Below are 16,339 nucleotides of genomic sequence, written 5' to 3'. Positions count from 1 at the left end.
AGGAGACCGGCGGGCCGGTCGCGGTGCCGCTGCTGGAGCTGCGCGGGCTGCGGGTGGCCTACGGTGCGATCGAGGCCCTGAAGGGGATCGACCTGACGGTCGGCGAGGGTGAGATCGTGGCCCTGCTCGGCGGCAACGGTGCGGGCAAGACGACGACGCTGCGTACGGTCTCGGGGATGCTGTCGCCGCGTCAGGGTGAGGTGCGTCTGCGCGGGGAGCGGATCGACGGCATCAAGTCGCACGAGCTGGTCGACTTCGGGATCGGTCATGTGCCCGAGGGGCGCCGGGTGTTCGCGCGGATGAGCGTGCGCGAGAACCTGGAGATGGGCGCGTACCGCTTCAAGGGCGTGGACTCGGCCGACATGGACCGGGTGTACACGCTCTTCCCGAGGCTCGCGGAGCGCAGGAGCCAGCTCGCGGGCACGCTGTCGGGCGGTGAGCAGCAGATGCTGGCGATCGGCCGCGCGCTGATGAGCCGGCCGGAGCTGTTGCTGCTCGACGAGCCGTCGATGGGTCTGGCGCCGTTGATCGTGGAGCAGATCTTCGTGATCATCCGGGAGATCAACGAGCAGGGCACGACGGTGCTCCTGGTGGAGCAGAACGCCACCCAGGCACTGGGGCTCGCGCAGCGCGGTTATGTGCTGGAGACGGGTTCGGTGGCGGTCTCGGGGCCGGCGCAGGATCTGCTGGCGGACCCGCGGATCCGGGCGGCGTACCTGGGTGAGGTGGCCGCGTGAGGTGGTCGCTGGTGCGGGCGGGCCGTGTCCGTGCCCGGGCCCGCTGTCGCCTCTGATCGTCACCCCGGCCCCGGTCCGGACGCTCTCCGCGTCCGGGCCGGGGCCGGCGGCGTGTCGCGTGCGGCGTGTGGAGCCGCCCGGCCGCCCGGCGGTCAGCCCTGGGCGCCGTTGCCGCCCAGGTCGCGCAGCATGCAGGTCAGGCGGGCCGTGCAGACGCGCTTGTCCTGCTCGTCGGTGATGACGATTTCGTACGTCGCGGTGGAGCGTCCGCGGTGGACGGGGGTGGCCACGCCGGTCACCAGGCCGCTGCGGGCGCCCCGGTGGTGCGTGCAGTTGAGGTCCACGCCGACGGCGAGCTTGGAGGAGCCGCCGTGGAGCATGGAGCCGACGGAGCCGAGGGTCTCGGCGAGCACGGCGGAGGCCCCGCCGTGCAGCAGGCCGTAGGGCTGGGTGTTGCCCTCGACGGGCATGGTGCCGACGACGCGCTCGGCGGACGCCTCGACGATCTGCACGCCCATGCGGGTGCCGAGGTCTCCGGCGGAGAAGAGGGCGGGAAGGTCGACGCCCAGCCGGGCGTACTCGTCGATGACCTCTTGCGGGAACTTCACAGCTGTCTGCTCGCCCATGGGGGCCCGGCTCCGATCGTCGTACGGCGTCCATCGTCCTTGAGCGAACGCTTAGGCGGTGGGTGATTGTTCCAGACGTACGACCACGGACTTGCTCGCGGGGGTGTTGCTGGTGTCCGCGGTGGCGTCGAGGGGCACCAGCACGTTGGTCTCGGGGTAGTAGGCGGCGGCGCAGCCGCGCGCGGTCGGGTAGTGCACCACGCGGAAGCCGGGCGCGCGCCGCTCGACGCCGTCCTTCCACTCGCTGACGAGGTCGGTGTACGCCCCGTCGGCGAGGCCGAGCTCGCGGGCGTCGTCCGGGTTGACGAGGACGACGCGGCGGCCGCCCCTGATGCCCCGGTAGCGGTCGTCGAGGCCGTAGATGGTGGTGTTGTACTGGTCGTGCGAGCGCAGTGTCTGGAGCAGCAGCCGGCCTTCGGGCAGACGCGGGTGCTCCACCGGTGCGGCGGTGAAGTTGGCCTTGCCGGTGGGGGTGTTGAAGCGGCGTTCGTCGCGCGGGCCGTGCGGCAGGGTGAAGCCGCCGGGCCGGGCGACGCGCGCGTTGAAGTCCTCGAAGCCGGGGACGACACGGGAGATCCGGTCGCGGATGCTGCCGTAGTCCTTCTCGAAGTCCTCCCAGGGGGTGGCGGACGCGGGGCCGAGGACGGCGCGTGCCAGCCGGGCGACGATGGCCGGCTCGGACAGCAGGTGCGGGCTCGCGGGGGTGAGGTTGCCGCGGGAGGCGTGCACCATGCCCATGGAGTCCTCGACGGTGACGAACTGCCTGCCCCCGGCCTGTACGTCCTTGTCGGTGCGCCCGAGGGTGGGCAGGATCAGCGCGCGGGCGCCGGTGACGGCGTGCGAGCGGTTGAGCTTCGTCGACACGTGGACGGTCAGGCGCGCCTTGCGCATCGCGGCTTCGGTGACGGCGGTGTCGGGGGTGGCGCCGACGAAGTTGCCGCCCATGGCGAAGAAGACCTTGGCGTCGCCGTCGCGCAGCGCCTGGATGGACCGTACGACGTCGTATCCGTGGTGGCGTGGCGAGCTGATCCCGAATTCCTTGTCGAGGGCGTCGAGGAAGGCGGGGGCGGGGCGTTCGAAGATGCCCATGGTGCGGTCGCCCTGCACGTTGGAGTGTCCGCGCACGGGGCACACGCCGGCGCCGGGGCGGCCGATGTTGCCGCGCAGCAGCAGGAAGTTGACGACCTCGCGGATGGTCGGCACGGAGTGCTTGTGCTGGGTCAGGCCCATGGCCCAGCACACGATGGTGCGCCGGGAGGCGAGGACCATGGCGAGGGCCTGCTCGATCTTCGTGCGCTCCAGGCCGGTGGCGGCGAGGGTCTCGTCCCAGTCGGCGTCGCGGGCGGCGGCCGCGAACTCCTCGTATCCGTGGGTGTGTTCGCGTACGAACTCCTCGTCGACGGCGCCTTCCGCCTCGATGATCAGCTTGTTGAGCAGGCGGAAGAGGGCCTGGTCGCCGCCGAGGCGGATCTGGAGGAAGAGATCGGTGAGGGCCGTGCCCCTGATCATGCCCTGCGGGGTCTGCGGGTTCTTGAACCGTTCGAGTCCGGCTTCGGGCAGCGGGTTCACCGAGATGATCTTCGCGCCGGCGGCCTTGGCCTTCTCCAGGGCGCTGAGCATCCGCGGGTGGTTGGTGCCCGGGTTCTGCCCGGCGACGACGATCAGGTCGGCCCGGTGCAGGTCCTCCAGGGAGACGCTGCCCTTGCCGATGCCGATGGTCTCCGTCAGGGCCGAGCCCGACGACTCGTGGCACATGTTGGAGCAGTCCGGCAGGTTGTTCGTGCCGAATTCGCGGGCGAAGAGCTGGAGCAGGAACGCCGCTTCGTTGCTGGTGCGGCCCGAGGTGTAGAAGACGGCCTCGTCGGGGGAGCCGAGTGCCTTGAGCTCCTCCGCGAGGATCTGGAAGGCCCGCTCCCAGGTCACCGCGTCGTACCGGTCGGCGCCTTCCGCCAAGTACACCGGCTGGGTGATGCGGCCCTGCTGGCCCAGCCAGTACCCGCTGCGCGTGGCCAGGTCGGCGACGGGGTGCGCGGCGAAGAAGTCGGGTGTGACGCGGCGCAGCGTCGCCTCCTCGGCGACGGCCTTGGCGCCGTTCTCGCAGAATTCCGCCGTGTGCCGCTTGTCCTCCTCGGGCCAGGCGCAGCCGGGACAGTCGAAGCCGTCCTTCTGATTGACCTTGAGGAGCGTCTGCGCGGTGCGGCGGATCCCCATCTGCTGCCGGGCCATCTTCAGCGTGTGCCCGATGGCGGGAAGCCCTGCGGCGGCGTGCCGGGGTGCCGCGACCTGCGGAGCGTCCTGGACCGGGTCACCTGCGGGCGGCTTGGCAGCCATGGCGCTCCCCTTCGAGCGGGCGGTTCTGTTCCGTACGTCTTCGATCCTGTCACGCCCCACTGACACCGTGCGAGGGCGTGGGGCCGGATTGTCAGTGGCGGCGCCTAGGATCGGGGACGTGTCAGAGACAGCATCGAAGAAGACCGCAGACCACCGTCCTCGCCTGCTCCTCATGGACGGGCACTCCCTGGCGTACCGGGCGTTCTTCGCGTTGCCCGCGGAGAACTTCACGACCGCGAGCGGCCAGCCGACGAACGCCGTCTACGGCTTCGCGTCGATGCTGGCGAACACGCTGCGCGACGAGGCGCCCACGCATTTCGCGGTGGCCTTCGACGTGTCGCGCAAGACGTGGCGATCCGAGGAGTTCCCCGAGTACAAGGCGACCCGTTCGAAGACGCCCGACGAGTTCAAGGGGCAGGTCGAGCTGATCGGCGAGCTGCTCGACGCGATGCACGCGGACCGGTTCGCGGTCGACGGGTTCGAGGCGGACGACGTCATCGCGACGCTCGCCACCCAGGCCGAGGCGGCCGGCTTCGACGTGCTGATCGTCACGGGCGACCGGGATTCGTTCCAGCTGATCAGCGACCGCGTCACCGTGCTGTACCCGACCAAGGGCGTCTCGGAGCTGACCCGTTTCACTCCGGAGAAGGTCCAGGAGAAGTACGGACTGACCCCGCAGCAGTACCCGGACTTCGCGGCGCTGCGCGGCGACCCGTCCGACAACCTGCCGGGCATCCCGGGGGTCGGGGAGAAGACGGCGGCGAAGTGGATCAACCAGTTCGGTTCGTTCGAGGAGCTGGTGGCCCGCGCCGACGAGGTCAAGGGCAAGGCCGGGCAGAACTTCCGGGACCACCTGGAGGCCGTGAAGCTCAACCGCCGCCTGACCGAGATGGTGCGTGACGTCGAGCTGCCCAAGGGGCCGCTCGACCTGGAGCGCGCCCCGTACGACCGTGCGGCGCTGACCGGTGTCCTCGACGTACTGGAGATCCGCAACCCGAGCCTGCGCGAGCGCCTGCTCGCCGTCGACCCGGGCGCCGGCGAGGAAGAGGCCCCGGCCCCGGCCGCCGGTGTGGAGATCGACGGCACGGTGCTCGGCTCCGGCGAGGTCGCGCCCTGGCTGGAGCAGCACGGCGGGCAGCCGCTGGGGGTCGCCACCGTCGACGCGTGGGCGCTGGGCTCCGGCAGTGTCAGCGAGATCGCGCTGGCCGCGGCCGACGGTGCGGCGGCCTGGTTCGACACCTCCCAGCTCGACGAGGCCGACGACAGGGCGTTCGCCGCCTGGATCGCCGATCCCACGAAGCCCAAGGTCATGCACAACGCCAAGGGCGCCATGCGGGTCTTCCCCGAGCACGGCTGGCGGGTCGACGGCGTCACCATGGACACCGCGCTCGCCGCCTACCTGGTCAAGCCGGGCCGCCGTTCCTTCGCGCTGGACGCCCTGTCCGTGGAGTACCTCCACCGCGAGCTGGCCCCCGTGGCCGCCGCGGACGGGCAGCTCGCGTTCGGTGCGGACGAGCGGGCCGAGGCCGACGCCCTGATGACGCAGGCCCGCGCGGTCCTCGACCTCGGCGAGGCCTTCGGCGAGCGTCTCGACGAGGTCGGCGCCACCGACCTGCTGCACAGTGTGGAGCTGCCCACCTCCGTCCTGCTGGCCCGTCTGGAGCGGCACGGCATCGCCGCCGACCGCGCCCACCTGGAAGCCATGGAGCAGCAGTTCGCGGCGGCCGTGCAGCAGGCGGTGAAGGAGGCGCACGACGCGGCGGGGCGGGAGTTCAACCTCGGCTCGCCCAAGCAGCTCCAGGAGATCCTCTTCGGCGAGCTCGCGCTGCCCAGAACGAAGAAGACCAAGACGGGTTACACCACGGACGCCGACGCCCTGGCGTGGCTGGCGGCGCAGACCGAGCACGAGCTGCCGGTGATCATGCTCCGCCACCGCGAGCAGGCGAAGCTGCGGGTCACCGTCGAGGGCCTCGTCAAGTCCATCGTGCCGGACGGCCGGATCCACACCACCTACAACCAGACGGTGGCGGCCACCGGACGGCTCTCCTCCACCGACCCCAACCTCCAGAACATTCCGGTGCGTACGGACGAGGGCCGGGCCATTCGCCGCGGCTTCGTCGTCGGCGAGGGCTACGAATCGCTGATGACCGCCGACTACAGTCAGATCGAACTGCGGGTGATGGCCCACCTGTCGGAGGACGAGGGCCTGATCGAGGCGTTCCTGTCCGGCGAGGACCTGCACACCACCGTCGCCTCCCAGGTGTTCGGCGTGGAGAAGTCCCAGGTCGACCCGGAGATGCGCCGCAAGATCAAGGCCATGTCGTACGGACTGGCGTACGGCCTGTCGGCGTTCGGCCTGTCCCAGCAGCTGAACATCGACGCCGGTGAGGCCCGCGGCCTGATGGACACCTTCTTCCAGCGGTTCGGCGGCGTGCGGGACTACCTCCAGCGCGCCGTCGAGGAGGCCCGCGCCACGGGTTACACCGAGACGATGCTCGGCCGCCGCCGCTACCTCCCCGACCTCAACAGCGACAACCGCCAGCGTCGTGAGATGGCCGAGCGGATGGCGCTCAACGCCCCGATCCAGGGCACGGCCGCGGACATCGTCAAGGTCGCCATGCTGAACGTCGACCGGGCCCTGGAGGAGGCCGGGATGACCTCCCGGATGCTCCTCCAGGTGCATGACGAAATCGTGCTGGAGATCGCGCCGGGCGAGCGCGAGCCGGTGGAGGAGATCGTCCGCCGCGAGATGGCCGGCGCCGTCACGCTGCGCGCGCCGCTCGACGTGTCGGTGGGTGTGGGCCCCGACTGGGAGTCCGCCGCGCACTGACGCGCACTGTCCCCGGGACGCCCCACGGGCGTGCCCTCAGTCGCCGGACGGGCTTGACGTGCCTGCCCGGGCCGGAACGCCCGGCCCGTCCGTTCCGTCCGGCGACTGGGGCCCGGGGCCCGGGGCCGCGCCCTGTTCCGGCCCCCGGGCCGGCGCGGCGCGCAGCCACAGCCGCACTCCCACGGCGTACAGCACCAGCCCCACGGCGAGTCCCGAGCCGGCGCCGAAGCACACGGTCGGGACGTAGTCGAGCGGCTTCAGCCGCACGGTCTGCGCGGCGTACCAGCGCACGCACCGGTGCACGACGCCCATCAGCACGCACAGCGCGAGCAGCCCCCCGGCCGCCCACCTCCCGCGCGCGTCCAGCAGCGGTACGGAGGCGGGGGCGGGCCCGTCCGGGCGGCGCCGCAGCGCCGAGGCCGTGAACCACACGATCACCGCGAGGGCGACGGCCGAGCCGCCGTACTGCGCGTACCAGTACACCGGGAAGCCGGCGACGACCTCACCGAGCACCGGCAGGACCTCCGTGCCCCACCGGTCGAGATGCGTGAAGGTGTCCCAGAAGACGTGCGTGCACGCGCCGATGACCGCCGAGAGGAAGAATCGCCAGGCCAGCGACGGGAGTTGCAACCCGGTCCAGTCCTCGCCGCGCACGAAGCCGTGGAAGCGGGCCTGCCGGCGGCGCGGCACCAGGGCCAGCAGGGGTTCCCGCAGCAGCAGCCACAGGCCCACGAGCGCCGCCGTGATGAGCACGTCGACAGTGACCAGGCCCGGCAGGGAGTGGGTGACGTCCCCGAAGGCCATCGCGGCCGGGGCGGCGGTGGCCGCGAAGTAGGTCATGTCGGGCGCGAACGACCCGGCGACGAGCGCCGATGCGAGCAGCGGTCCGCGCGCGGTACCGTTCTGTCGGATGCCCGGCAGTACGGCCGCGGCATGGCTCAGTGTGAACGGCAAAAGTCCCCCTTGGCCCGCTTCTGATCGGTGACGATCAGTATGCCGTCCTGTGTTTCGAGATGTATTTCGGTGAACAACCGGTAATAAGGCGCGGGCGGCCGGTGTTCCGGCGCGGGGAGTTGTCGTAGTGTCGCCTGAGTCCTCGCGCTGGGGAGCGCGAACAGCCGTTGACGGGAGGGGCCAGACGTATGGCAGCGCAATTCGGTCGCAGGCTGCGCAAAGGAGCGACAGCCACCACGGTGGCGGCGCTCGTAGTGGCGGCGCTCTCCGCCTCGCAGGCGCCGGGCTCCACTGTGGGGCCCGGTGACGAGAGGGCCGCGAAGGCGACCGACCCCCCCGGCACCCCGGTGACGGGCAATTCGCCGTACTTCACCGCCCTCCCGCCCCTGAACACCCCGAATAAACCGGACACTTCGATCGATCTGCCCGTCGTCACCGGCCCGGCGGAAGCAGGCATACCCGCCACGGTCCTGACCGCGTACAAGCGTGCGGAAGGGACCGTCAAGGGCACCGACCCCGGCTGCCGCCTCCCGTGGCAGCTGCTCGCCGCGATCGGCAAGGTCGAGTCGGGCCAGGCGCGCGGCGGCCGGGTCGACGACGACGGAACGACGCTGACACCGATCCTCGGCCCGCAGCTCAACGGCGTCGGCTTCGCCAACATCTCCGACACCGACAACGGCGCGTACGACGGCGATTCGACGCACGACCGCGCGGTCGGTCCGATGCAGTTCATCCCGTCCACCTGGGCGACCTGGGGCCAGGACGGCAACGCCGACGGCCGCAAGGACCCGAACAACATCTACGACGCGGCCCTCGCCGCCGGCCGCTACCTCTGCGCCCACGACCGCGACCTGTCCGTCCAGGCCGATCTCGACCAGGCGGTCCTCGGCTACAACCGCTCGCGGGAGTACCTGCGTACGGTCATGTCCTGGTTCGACTACTACCGGCGCGGCAGCCACGAGGTGCCGGACGGCTCCGGAGTCCTGCCGGGCAGCGGCGAACCCGACAGCCACCACAACGGCCGCGGCGGCACCCTCCCCGGCGTTCCCGGCGGGACGACTCCGCCGGCCGGCCCGGGCGCTCCGGGAGTCGGCGGCGGCACCCCGACCCCGCCGACGACCACTCCGCCGACGTCCCCGCCCCCGACGACGCCGCCCCCGGTGACGAATCCCCCGACGACGCCGCCCCCGGTGACGAATCCGCCGACGACTCCGCCCCCGACGACTCCGTCTCCGCCCACGCCGCCCCCGGCCCCGGCGCCCGTCGCCGCCCTGGAGCGGCTCGGCACCGCGACCGTGACCGCCACCGAGGGCGAGAAGTTCACCGACCGGCTGCGCGTACGGGCCAAGACCTCCGCGGGCAAGACGGCGGTGGGCGCCCGGATCCAGTTCCGGATCGTCGGCGACACGGACGCGCGCTTCCCCGGCGCCCGGACCCGCTTCACCGTCATCACCGGCGCCGACGGCATCGCCACCGCCCCCACGCTCGGCGCGGGCCGGCGGACGGGCACGTTCACCGTGCGCGCCGAGGCGCTGGGCACCAGCGCCCCCGCCGCGGACTTCACCGCCGACGTCAAGGCCAGGCCGGCGCCGGCGCCGCGGTCCGACGCCCTGGTCCGTACCTCCGACAAGGAGCTGAAGGCAGAGGCCGGCGGCTCCTTCGCCGACCCGGTCGAGGTGAGGGCGACGTACAAGGGCAGGGCCGCGGCGGGTGTCGCAGTGACCGCGACGATGGTCACGGGCGACGCCGGCACGTCCGCGGAGAACGGCAAGGGCCCGTACTTCAAGGGCGCCGACGGCAAGGCGTTCCGTACCCTGACCGCTCTCAGGACGGACGCCAACGGCCTGGTGGCCCTTCCGAAGATCTACACCGACGGCAACGCGGGGACGTACAGGCTGCGTCTCACCACCGCCGACGGTGTGGTCCTCATGGTCGAACTGACCGTCACCGCGGCCACCACCGTGCCGTCGACCGACCCGACGACCGACCCGTCGAAGACCCCTCCGGCTCCCTCCGCTCCCTCTTCCTCCACCACCCCCGTCGCGTAACCGCTCCTCGGCCCTGCCGCCGCCGCCCCGTCCGGACCGTGTTCCGGACGGGGCGGCGGCACGTCACCCGGATCCGCCGGGCCACCCGGCCGGCGGAGTCGCCCCTGGATTCGACATGAGGGACGACCGTGAGGTGTGCCGGAACTTCATGGGCTCGCCAGCGCAGTGCCTGTGCCCCCCTGCCGGACGGACGCATCGCGGCCGTCACGTACACCGGGGTCCTCTGCCTAGGCTTCCCCGGACTCAACCCCGCCCGAGCCGCGCCTTCGTGTGACGCGTGGGCGCCGTCGTCGCGGGGTCCTCCGGCCACGGGTGCTTCGGGTAGCGGCCGCGCAGTTCGGCCCGTACCGCGCGGTACCCGTCCCGCCAGAAGGACGCCAGATCGGCGGTGACGGCCGCCGGACGCCCCGCCGGGGACAACAGGTGCACCAGCACCGGTACGCCGGCCGCCCGCGGCGTCTCGGCCAGCCCGAACATCTCCTGGAGCTTCACCGCCAGTACGGGCTGCTCACCGCCGTACTCCACGCGGATCCGCGACCCGCTCGGCACCTCGATCTGCTCCGGCGCCAGCTCGTCCAGCCGGGCCGCGTCGCCGGACGCCCACGGCAGCAGCCGGTTCAACGCCTGCCCCGCCTCGATCCGGCCGAGGTCGGCTCTCCTGCGCGCCCGTGACAGCTCCGGTTCCAGCCATGCGTCGGTACGGTCCGTGAGCGCCGCGTCCGACACGTCCGGCCACGGAGCGCCCAGCACCCGGTGCAGGAAGGCGAGGCGCTCGCGCAGCCCCCGCGCGTCCCGTGTCCAGCGCAGCAGACCGAGGCCCTCGCGCCGCAGGCCGTCGAGCAGTGCTTCCCGTACCCGCTCCGGATCCGGCTTTGCGAGCGCCCGCACGGTCAGTTCGACCGCACCCAGTCGCTCCACGTGCCGCGCGACGACGTCCCCGTCCTCCCAGTGCACCTCCTCGCCGGACACGAGCAGATGCTCGGCGGCCAGTTTCGCCGTGTCCTCGTCGATGACGGCGGCGAGGCGTACGCGCGCGGAGGCGGCGTGGACGGGACGGTCGGCGACGGCGACCGCCAGCCACGGAGCGGTGCGCAGCCGGGACCCGTCGCCGAGTTCGGCCCCGGTTCCGGAGGCCATGAGGAAGGTCCCCTCGCCCCGGCCCCTGGCGACCCGCTCGGGAAACGCGAAGGCGGCCACCAACCCGGCAACGGCGTCGTCACCACCGGCCCCGGGGGCCCCTGCCTCCGCGCCGGCCGTGCCGGAACCCCCGGCTGTGCCCGTCCTCCCAGAAGCCCCGGAACCACCAGCACTCCCAGCACTCCCAGCACTCCCGGAACCACCCGCCGCCGAAGCCAGCCGCCGTGCCTCCTGGCGCCACCGGGCCCCGTACGCGTCGTCGCCGCGGCGGGCCGCGCGCCAGGCCGCGGCCAGGTCGTCGCCGTACTCCCTCGGGGGCTCCTCGCTCAGCAGGGCGACCACCTCCGCCGCGCGGCGCGCCCCGACCTCCCGCGCGCCGTCGACGAGCGCCCGCGCGAGCCGGGGGTGCAGGCCGAGGCGGGCCATCCGTACGCCCCGTTCGGTCGCGCGGCCGGCACCGTCCACCGCGCCGATCGCGGCCAGTACCGCACGGGCCGCCGCCATGGCCCCGCCCGGCGGCGGGTCCAGCAGGGCGAGACCGCTCGCGTCGGGGTCGCCCCAGCACGCCGCCTGGAGGGCGAACGCCGTCAGGTCCGCGACCTTGATCTCGGGGGAGGGGAAGCGCGGCAGCCGTACGTCGTCGGCCCGGTCCCAGCACCGGTAGACCGCACCCGGCGCCTCGCGCCCCGCCCGCCCCGCGCGCTGCCGTGAGGCCGCCTGCGAGGCCCGTACGGTCGTGAGCGCGCCCAGCCCCCGCGCATGGTCCGTCCGGGGCTCACGCGCGAGCCCGCAGTCCACGACGACCCGTACACCGGGCACGGTCAGGCTCGACTCGGCCACCGAGGTCGCCAGCACCACCCTGCGCGCGCCCGCGGAACCGGCCAGTACGGCGTCCTGCACCGCGGCCGGAGCCCGCCCGTGCACCTGGAACACCTCGGCGCCGGCCCCGGACAGCTGTCCGGCCACCCGCGCGATCTCGCCCACGCCGGGCAGGAAGCACAGCACGTCGCCCTCCCGCTCGGCGAGCGCCCTGCGCACCACGGCGGCCACATGCGCCAGCAGCGCCGGATCCACCCGCATGCCGTGCGGCGGCCGCACCGGACGGGCGGGCGGCGCCCACACCGTCTCCACGGGGTGGGAGACCCCCTGCGCCTCCACCACCGGCGCGTCGCCCAGCAGCCGCGCCCAGCCCTCGGCGTCCGTCGTCGCGGAGGCGGCGAGGAGCCGCAGCTCCGGCCGCAGGGCGGCCCGTACGTCGAGGAGGAACGCGGCGACGGTGTCCGCGTCCAGGTGCCGCTCGTGGCACTCGTCCAGGACGACGACATCGACCCCGGCGAGCTCCTGGTCGCGCTGGAGGCGCTGGAGCAGCACACCGGTGGTCACGACCTCCACCACCGTGTCGCGCCCCACCACGCGCTCCCCGCGCACGGTGAAGCCCACGCGTCCCCCGACGCTCTCGCCCAGCAGCCACGCCATCCGCCGGGCCGCGGCCCGCGCCGCGATCCGCCGGGGCTCCGCGACGACGACCCTCCGCACGGGCCGTCCCCCGTCGAGCAGCCCGGCCAGCACCAGCGGCACCAGCGTCGTCTTGCCCGTCCCCGGCGGCGCGCACAGCACCGCCGTTCCGTGCGCGTCCAGAGCGCGCTCCAGGGCGGGCACAACGGTACGTACGGGCAGCTGCCCCAGAGCGTCGGTGCGGATCACGCCCCTAGTCTCGTACGCACACGAAAATCGCCGTTCCCGGGATCAGGTTTCCCCGCAGCGGGGACCAGCCGCCCCACTCCTGGCTGTTCCAGGAGGGCCACTCCGGCTCGACCAGGTCGACCAGGCGGAAGCCGGCCGCCACCACGTCCCGTACCCGGTCGCCGATCGTTCTGTGGTGCTCCACGTAGACCGCGCGCCCCTGGTCGTCCTGCTCGACGTAGGGCGTGCGGTCGAAGTAGGAGGCGGCGACCGACAGGCCCTCGGGGCCGGGCTCGTCGGGGAAGGCCCAGCGGACGGGGTGCGTGACGGAGAATACCCACCGCCCGCCGGGCCGCAGGACACGCCGTACCTCGCGGAAGACCTCCACCGGATCGGCGACGAAGGGCACCGCCCCGTACGCCGAGCACGCGAGGTCGAAGGACGCGTCCCCGAAGGGCAGCGTCGCGGCGTCCGCCTGCACCAGGGGTACGCCGGGAACACCGCCGCCGATCCGCAGGGCGTGCTGGAGCTGGCGGTGCGAGAGGTCCAGGGCCACCGGACGCGCGCCCTGCGCGGCGAGCCAGCGCGAGCACTGCGCCGCGCCCGCGCCGATCTCCAGAACGTCGAGTCCCTTCAGGGACGCCGCAGGCCCCAGGAGACCCGCCTCCGCCTCGTCCAGTCCTTCCGGGCCCCACACGAAACGGTCGTCACCGAGGAACGCTCCGTGTTCGCTCTGGTACGCGTCGGCGTTGCGGTCCCACCAGCCCCGGCTGGCCCGGCTGCTCTCGGCCTCCGAGGCCTGGCGCCGGGTCGCCTCCCCCTCGTCCGCACCGTCCGGGACGTAGGTGTCGAGGGCCTCGAAAGCGTCTGCGGCGTCTTTGCTGTGGCTCATTGCGCCCGTCTGTCTCGTCTGCGTAGGCTCCGTCGAACCGGTAGCCGCAGAGTGCGGTGCGGCCGTTGTGGCCTCGCCGAACCTTAGTTGTGCCGGGTATGGGACGTTCCGCCCCGGGTGTGCGCCTTCGCGCATTGACCCTGCCCGGCTGCCCCCGTATGCTACAAGTTGCGCTGCGAGCCTGCGCACCTCAGACAGAGCAGGCTGCGCTTGCACCGGTTGTATGTCCTCTCGGTTGTCGAGGCGTTTCCGTCACGCGGAATCGCGCCTCCTAGGCTGCCCGGCGTCAGCAGGTGCCGATACGGGCTCCCGGCGTAGCAGTACCTACGACTTACTGTCCGTACCGGAGCCCTTACCCACATGACGAGCAGCACCGAGACCACCGCCACCACCACCCCGCAGGTAGCGGTCAACGACATCGGTAACGAGGAAGCCTTCCTCGCCGCGATCGACGAGACGATCAAGTACTTCAACGACGGCGACATCGTCGACGGCGTCATCGTGAAGGTCGACCGGGACGAGGTCCTGCTCGACATCGGTTACAAGACCGAAGGCGTCATCCCCTCCCGCGAGCTTTCGATCAAGCACGACGTCGACCCCAACGAGGTCGTCAAGGTCGGCGACGAGATCGAAGCCCTTGTTCTCCAGAAGGAGGACAAGGAAGGTCGCCTCATCCTGTCCAAGAAGCGCGCGCAGTACGAGCGCGCCTGGGGCACGATCGAGAAGATCAAGGAAGAGGACGGCATCGTCACCGGCACCGTCATCGAGGTGGTCAAGGGTGGTCTCATCCTCGACATCGGCCTCCGTGGCTTCCTGCCGGCCTCCCTCGTCGAGATGCGGCGTGTCCGCGACCTCCAGCCCTACGTGGGCAAGGAGCTCGAGGCCAAGATCATCGAGCTGGACAAGAACCGCAACAACGTGGTCCTGTCCCGCCGTGCCTGGCTCGAGCAGACCCAGAGCGAGGTCCGTCAGACCTTCCTCACGACCCTGCAGAAGGGCCAGGTCCGCTCCGGCGTCGTTTCCTCGATCGTCAACTTCGGTGCGTTCGTGGACCTCGGTGGCGTCGACGGTCTCGTGCACGTCTCCGAGCTCTCCTGGAAGCACATCGACCACCCCTCCGAGGTTGTCGAGGTCGGCCAGGAAGTCACCGTCGAGGTCCTCGACGTCGACATGGACCGCGAGCGCGTCTCGCTGTCGCTCAAGGCGACGCAGGAAGACCCGTGGCAGCAGTTCGCCCGCACGCACCAGATCGGGCAGGTCGTTCCCGGTAAGGTCACGAAGCTCGTTCCGTTCGGTGCGTTCGTGCGCGTCGACGAGGGCATCGAGGGTCTGGTCCACATCTCCGAGCTGGCCGAGCGCCACGTGGAGATCCCGGAGCAGGTCGTCCAGGTCAACGACGAGATCTTCGTCAAGGTCATCGACATCGACCTCGAGCGCCGCCGCATCAGCCTCTCGCTGAAGCAGGCCAACGAGTCCTTCGGTGCCGACCCGGCCTCGGTCGACTTCGACCCGACGCTGTACGGCATGGCCGCGTCGTACGACGACCAGGGGAACTACATCTACCCCGAGGGCTTCGACCCCGAGACCAACGACTGGCTCGAGGGCTACGAGACCCAGCGCGAGGCCTGGGAGACCCAGTACGCCGAGGCGCAGCAGCGCTTCGAGCAGCACCAGGCCCAGGTCATCAAGTCCCGCGAGGCCGACGAGGCCGCTGCTGCCGAGGGCGCTGCCGCCCCGGCCGGTAGCGCTCCGGCTGCCTCCGGCGGCAGCGGTGGCGGCGGTTCCTACTCCTCGGAGTCGGCGGACAACTCCGGCGCCCTGGCGTCGGACGAGGCCCTGGCCGCGCTCCGCGAGAAGCTGGCCGGCGGCCAGAGCTGACGCTCTGACCTCCAGCTGGTAACCGGCTGAAAGCAAGGCCCGCTCCCCTTGGGGGGCGGGCCTTGCTCATGCCCGGGCCGAGGTCGTGGACGTCGGCGCGGGCACGCCGGCCCGGCAGCGGCGTACGGACCGGGGAAGGCGGACCACGGCCGTACGGGAGCCGGCAGACCGCGCGCTTCACCGAAGGGGGCGTGAACGGGAATGCCTGTGCCCTGCGGCACGTTCTTCCGTAGGAACACGAGGAGGAGCGGTAATCGTGCTTGAACCGCAGGATTTGTACGAGTGGGAGCCGAAGGGCGTGGCCGCTGTCGACATGGCGCTCGCGCAGGAATCGGCCGGACTGGTCATGCTCTACCACTTCGACGGTTACATCGACGCGGGCGAGACCGGCGAGCAGATCGTCGGGAAACTGCTGGACACCCTGCCCCACCAGGTCGTGGCCAGGTTCGACCACGACAGGCTGGTGGACTACCGCGCCCGCCGCCCGCTCCTGACCTTCCGGCGCGACAAGTGGTCCGAGTACGAGGCACCCGAGATCGACGTCCGGCTCGTCCAGGACGCGACCGGGGCGCCCTTCCTGGTGCTCTCGGGCCCCGAGCCGGACGTGGAGTGGGAGCGGTTCGCCCTCGCCGTACGGCAGATCGTCGAGCGGCTCGGTGTGCGGCTCTCGGTGAACTTCCACGGCATACCGATGGGCGTCCCGCACACCCGTCCCGTCGGCATCACCCCGCACGGCAACCGCACCGACCTCATGCCAGGCCACCGCAGCCCGTTCGACGAGGCGCAGGTGCCCGGCAGCGCGGAGGCGCTCGTCGAGTTCCGGCTCGCGGAGTCCGGGCACGACGTGCTCGGTGTCGCGGCGCACGTGCCGCACTACGTCGCGCGTTCCTCGTACCCCGACGCCGCGCTGACCGCCCTGGAGGCGATCACGGCGGCGACCGGTCTGGTGCTGCCCGGCGTCGCCCACGCGCTGCGTACGGAGGCCAGGCGCACCCAGGACGAGATCGACCGGCAGGTCGGTGAGGGCGACGAGGAACTCGTCTCGCTCGTGCAGGGCCTGGAGCACCAGTACGACGCGGTGGCGGGCGCGGTGGCGCGGGGCAACCTGGTCGCCGAACCCGTCGATCTGCCGTCGGCCGACGAGATCGGCCTCGAATTCGAACGCTTTCTCGCGGAGCGGGAGGGCGACGTCTAGGCCCGCCCCGGCCGCTGGTCTAGGCTTC

Annotated in this window: 10 protein-coding genes; 5 read left to right on the top strand and 5 right to left on the bottom strand. The window is 72.0% G+C overall.

Annotated elements, in window-relative coordinates; genetic code table 11:
* Positions 1-23: 23 nt before the first annotated feature.
* Complete coding sequence (locus ABD374_RS26260) at positions 24-737, top strand: ABC transporter ATP-binding protein (RefSeq protein WP_425577365.1); 714 nt, start codon at positions 24-26, stop codon at positions 735-737.
* Positions 738-889: 152 nt separating this feature from the next.
* Here the strand turns inward: ABD374_RS26260 and ABD374_RS26255 are convergent, their stop codons facing one another.
* Positions 890-1,363, bottom strand: a complete 474-nt coding sequence (locus tag ABD374_RS26255; RefSeq protein WP_344498097.1) for a PaaI family thioesterase — start codon at positions 1,361-1,363, stop codon at positions 890-892.
* A gap of 51 nt (positions 1,364-1,414) precedes the next feature.
* Positions 1,415-3,694, bottom strand: coding sequence for an FdhF/YdeP family oxidoreductase (locus tag ABD374_RS26250; RefSeq protein WP_344498095.1), 2,280 nt, complete (start codon positions 3,692-3,694; stop codon positions 1,415-1,417).
* Between the two features lie 118 nt (positions 3,695-3,812).
* Here ABD374_RS26250 and polA point away from each other — a divergent pair, with 118 nt between their 5' ends.
* Positions 3,813-6,524 (top strand): DNA polymerase I, encoded by a 2,712-nt coding sequence (polA, locus tag ABD374_RS26245; protein WP_344498093.1) that lies wholly within the window; start codon positions 3,813-3,815, stop codon positions 6,522-6,524.
* A gap of 36 nt (positions 6,525-6,560) precedes the next feature.
* On the opposite strand, the gene ABD374_RS26240 is transcribed toward polA, so the two are convergent.
* Positions 6,561-7,478 carry a DUF4184 family protein gene (locus tag ABD374_RS26240; RefSeq protein WP_344498091.1) on the bottom strand — a complete coding sequence of 306 codons (918 nt, stop codon included), beginning with the start codon at positions 7,476-7,478 and terminating at the stop codon, positions 6,561-6,563.
* 188 nt (positions 7,479-7,666) lie between these two features.
* Here ABD374_RS26240 and ABD374_RS26235 point away from each other — a divergent pair, with 188 nt between their 5' ends.
* Positions 7,667-9,526 (top strand): lytic transglycosylase domain-containing protein, encoded by a 1,860-nt coding sequence (locus ABD374_RS26235; RefSeq protein ID WP_344498089.1) that lies wholly within the window; start codon positions 7,667-7,669, stop codon positions 9,524-9,526.
* A gap of 243 nt (positions 9,527-9,769) precedes the next feature.
* Here ABD374_RS26235 and hrpB read toward each other — a convergent pair whose 3' ends face one another.
* Complete coding sequence (hrpB, locus tag ABD374_RS26230) at positions 9,770-12,367, bottom strand: ATP-dependent helicase HrpB (protein ID WP_344498087.1); 2,598 nt, start codon at positions 12,365-12,367, stop codon at positions 9,770-9,772.
* 4 nt (positions 12,368-12,371) lie between these two features.
* Positions 12,372-13,238 (bottom strand): class I SAM-dependent methyltransferase, encoded by an 867-nt coding sequence (locus tag ABD374_RS26225; RefSeq protein WP_344498085.1) that lies wholly within the window; start codon positions 13,236-13,238, stop codon positions 12,372-12,374.
* A 360-nt stretch (positions 13,239-13,598) separates the two neighbouring features.
* On the opposite strand from ABD374_RS26225, the gene rpsA reads away from it, so the two are divergent.
* The gene (gene rpsA, locus ABD374_RS26220) at positions 13,599-15,116 is read left to right on the top strand and encodes a 30S ribosomal protein S1 (protein ID WP_344498083.1); all 1,518 of its coding nucleotides are present in this window, start codon (positions 13,599-13,601) and stop codon (positions 15,114-15,116) included.
* Between the two features lie 313 nt (positions 15,117-15,429).
* Positions 15,430-16,311, top strand: coding sequence for a PAC2 family protein (locus tag ABD374_RS26215; protein WP_425577364.1), 882 nt, complete (start codon positions 15,430-15,432; stop codon positions 16,309-16,311).
* The last annotated feature ends 28 nt before the right edge of the window (positions 16,312-16,339 follow it).

Source organism: Streptomyces enissocaesilis, assembly GCF_039533765.1.
In the GTDB taxonomy this organism is placed as follows: domain Bacteria; phylum Actinomycetota; class Actinomycetes; order Streptomycetales; family Streptomycetaceae; genus Streptomyces; species Streptomyces enissocaesilis.
Note: the sequence above shows the minus strand (reverse complement) of the source record. Positions and strands in the feature narration are given on the sequence as shown.

Excerpts from the sequence above, each read along its gene's own strand:
- ABD374_RS26255 (WP_344498097.1), bottom strand. The coding sequence starts at position 1,363 with ATGGGCGAGCAGACAGCTGTGAAGTTCCCGCAAGAGGTCATCGACGAG.
- ABD374_RS26250 (WP_344498095.1), bottom strand. The coding sequence starts at position 3,694 with ATGGCTGCCAAGCCGCCCGCAGGTGACCCGGTCCAGGACGCTCCGCAG.
- ABD374_RS26235 (WP_344498089.1), top strand. The coding sequence starts at position 7,667 with ATGGCAGCGCAATTCGGTCGCAGGCTGCGCAAAGGAGCGACAGCCACC.
- ABD374_RS26225 (WP_344498085.1), bottom strand. The coding sequence starts at position 13,238 with ATGAGCCACAGCAAAGACGCCGCAGACGCTTTCGAGGCCCTCGACACC.
- rpsA (WP_344498083.1), top strand. The coding sequence starts at position 13,599 with ATGACGAGCAGCACCGAGACCACCGCCACCACCACCCCGCAGGTAGCG.
- ABD374_RS26215 (WP_425577364.1), top strand. The coding sequence starts at position 15,430 with ATGGCGCTCGCGCAGGAATCGGCCGGACTGGTCATGCTCTACCACTTC.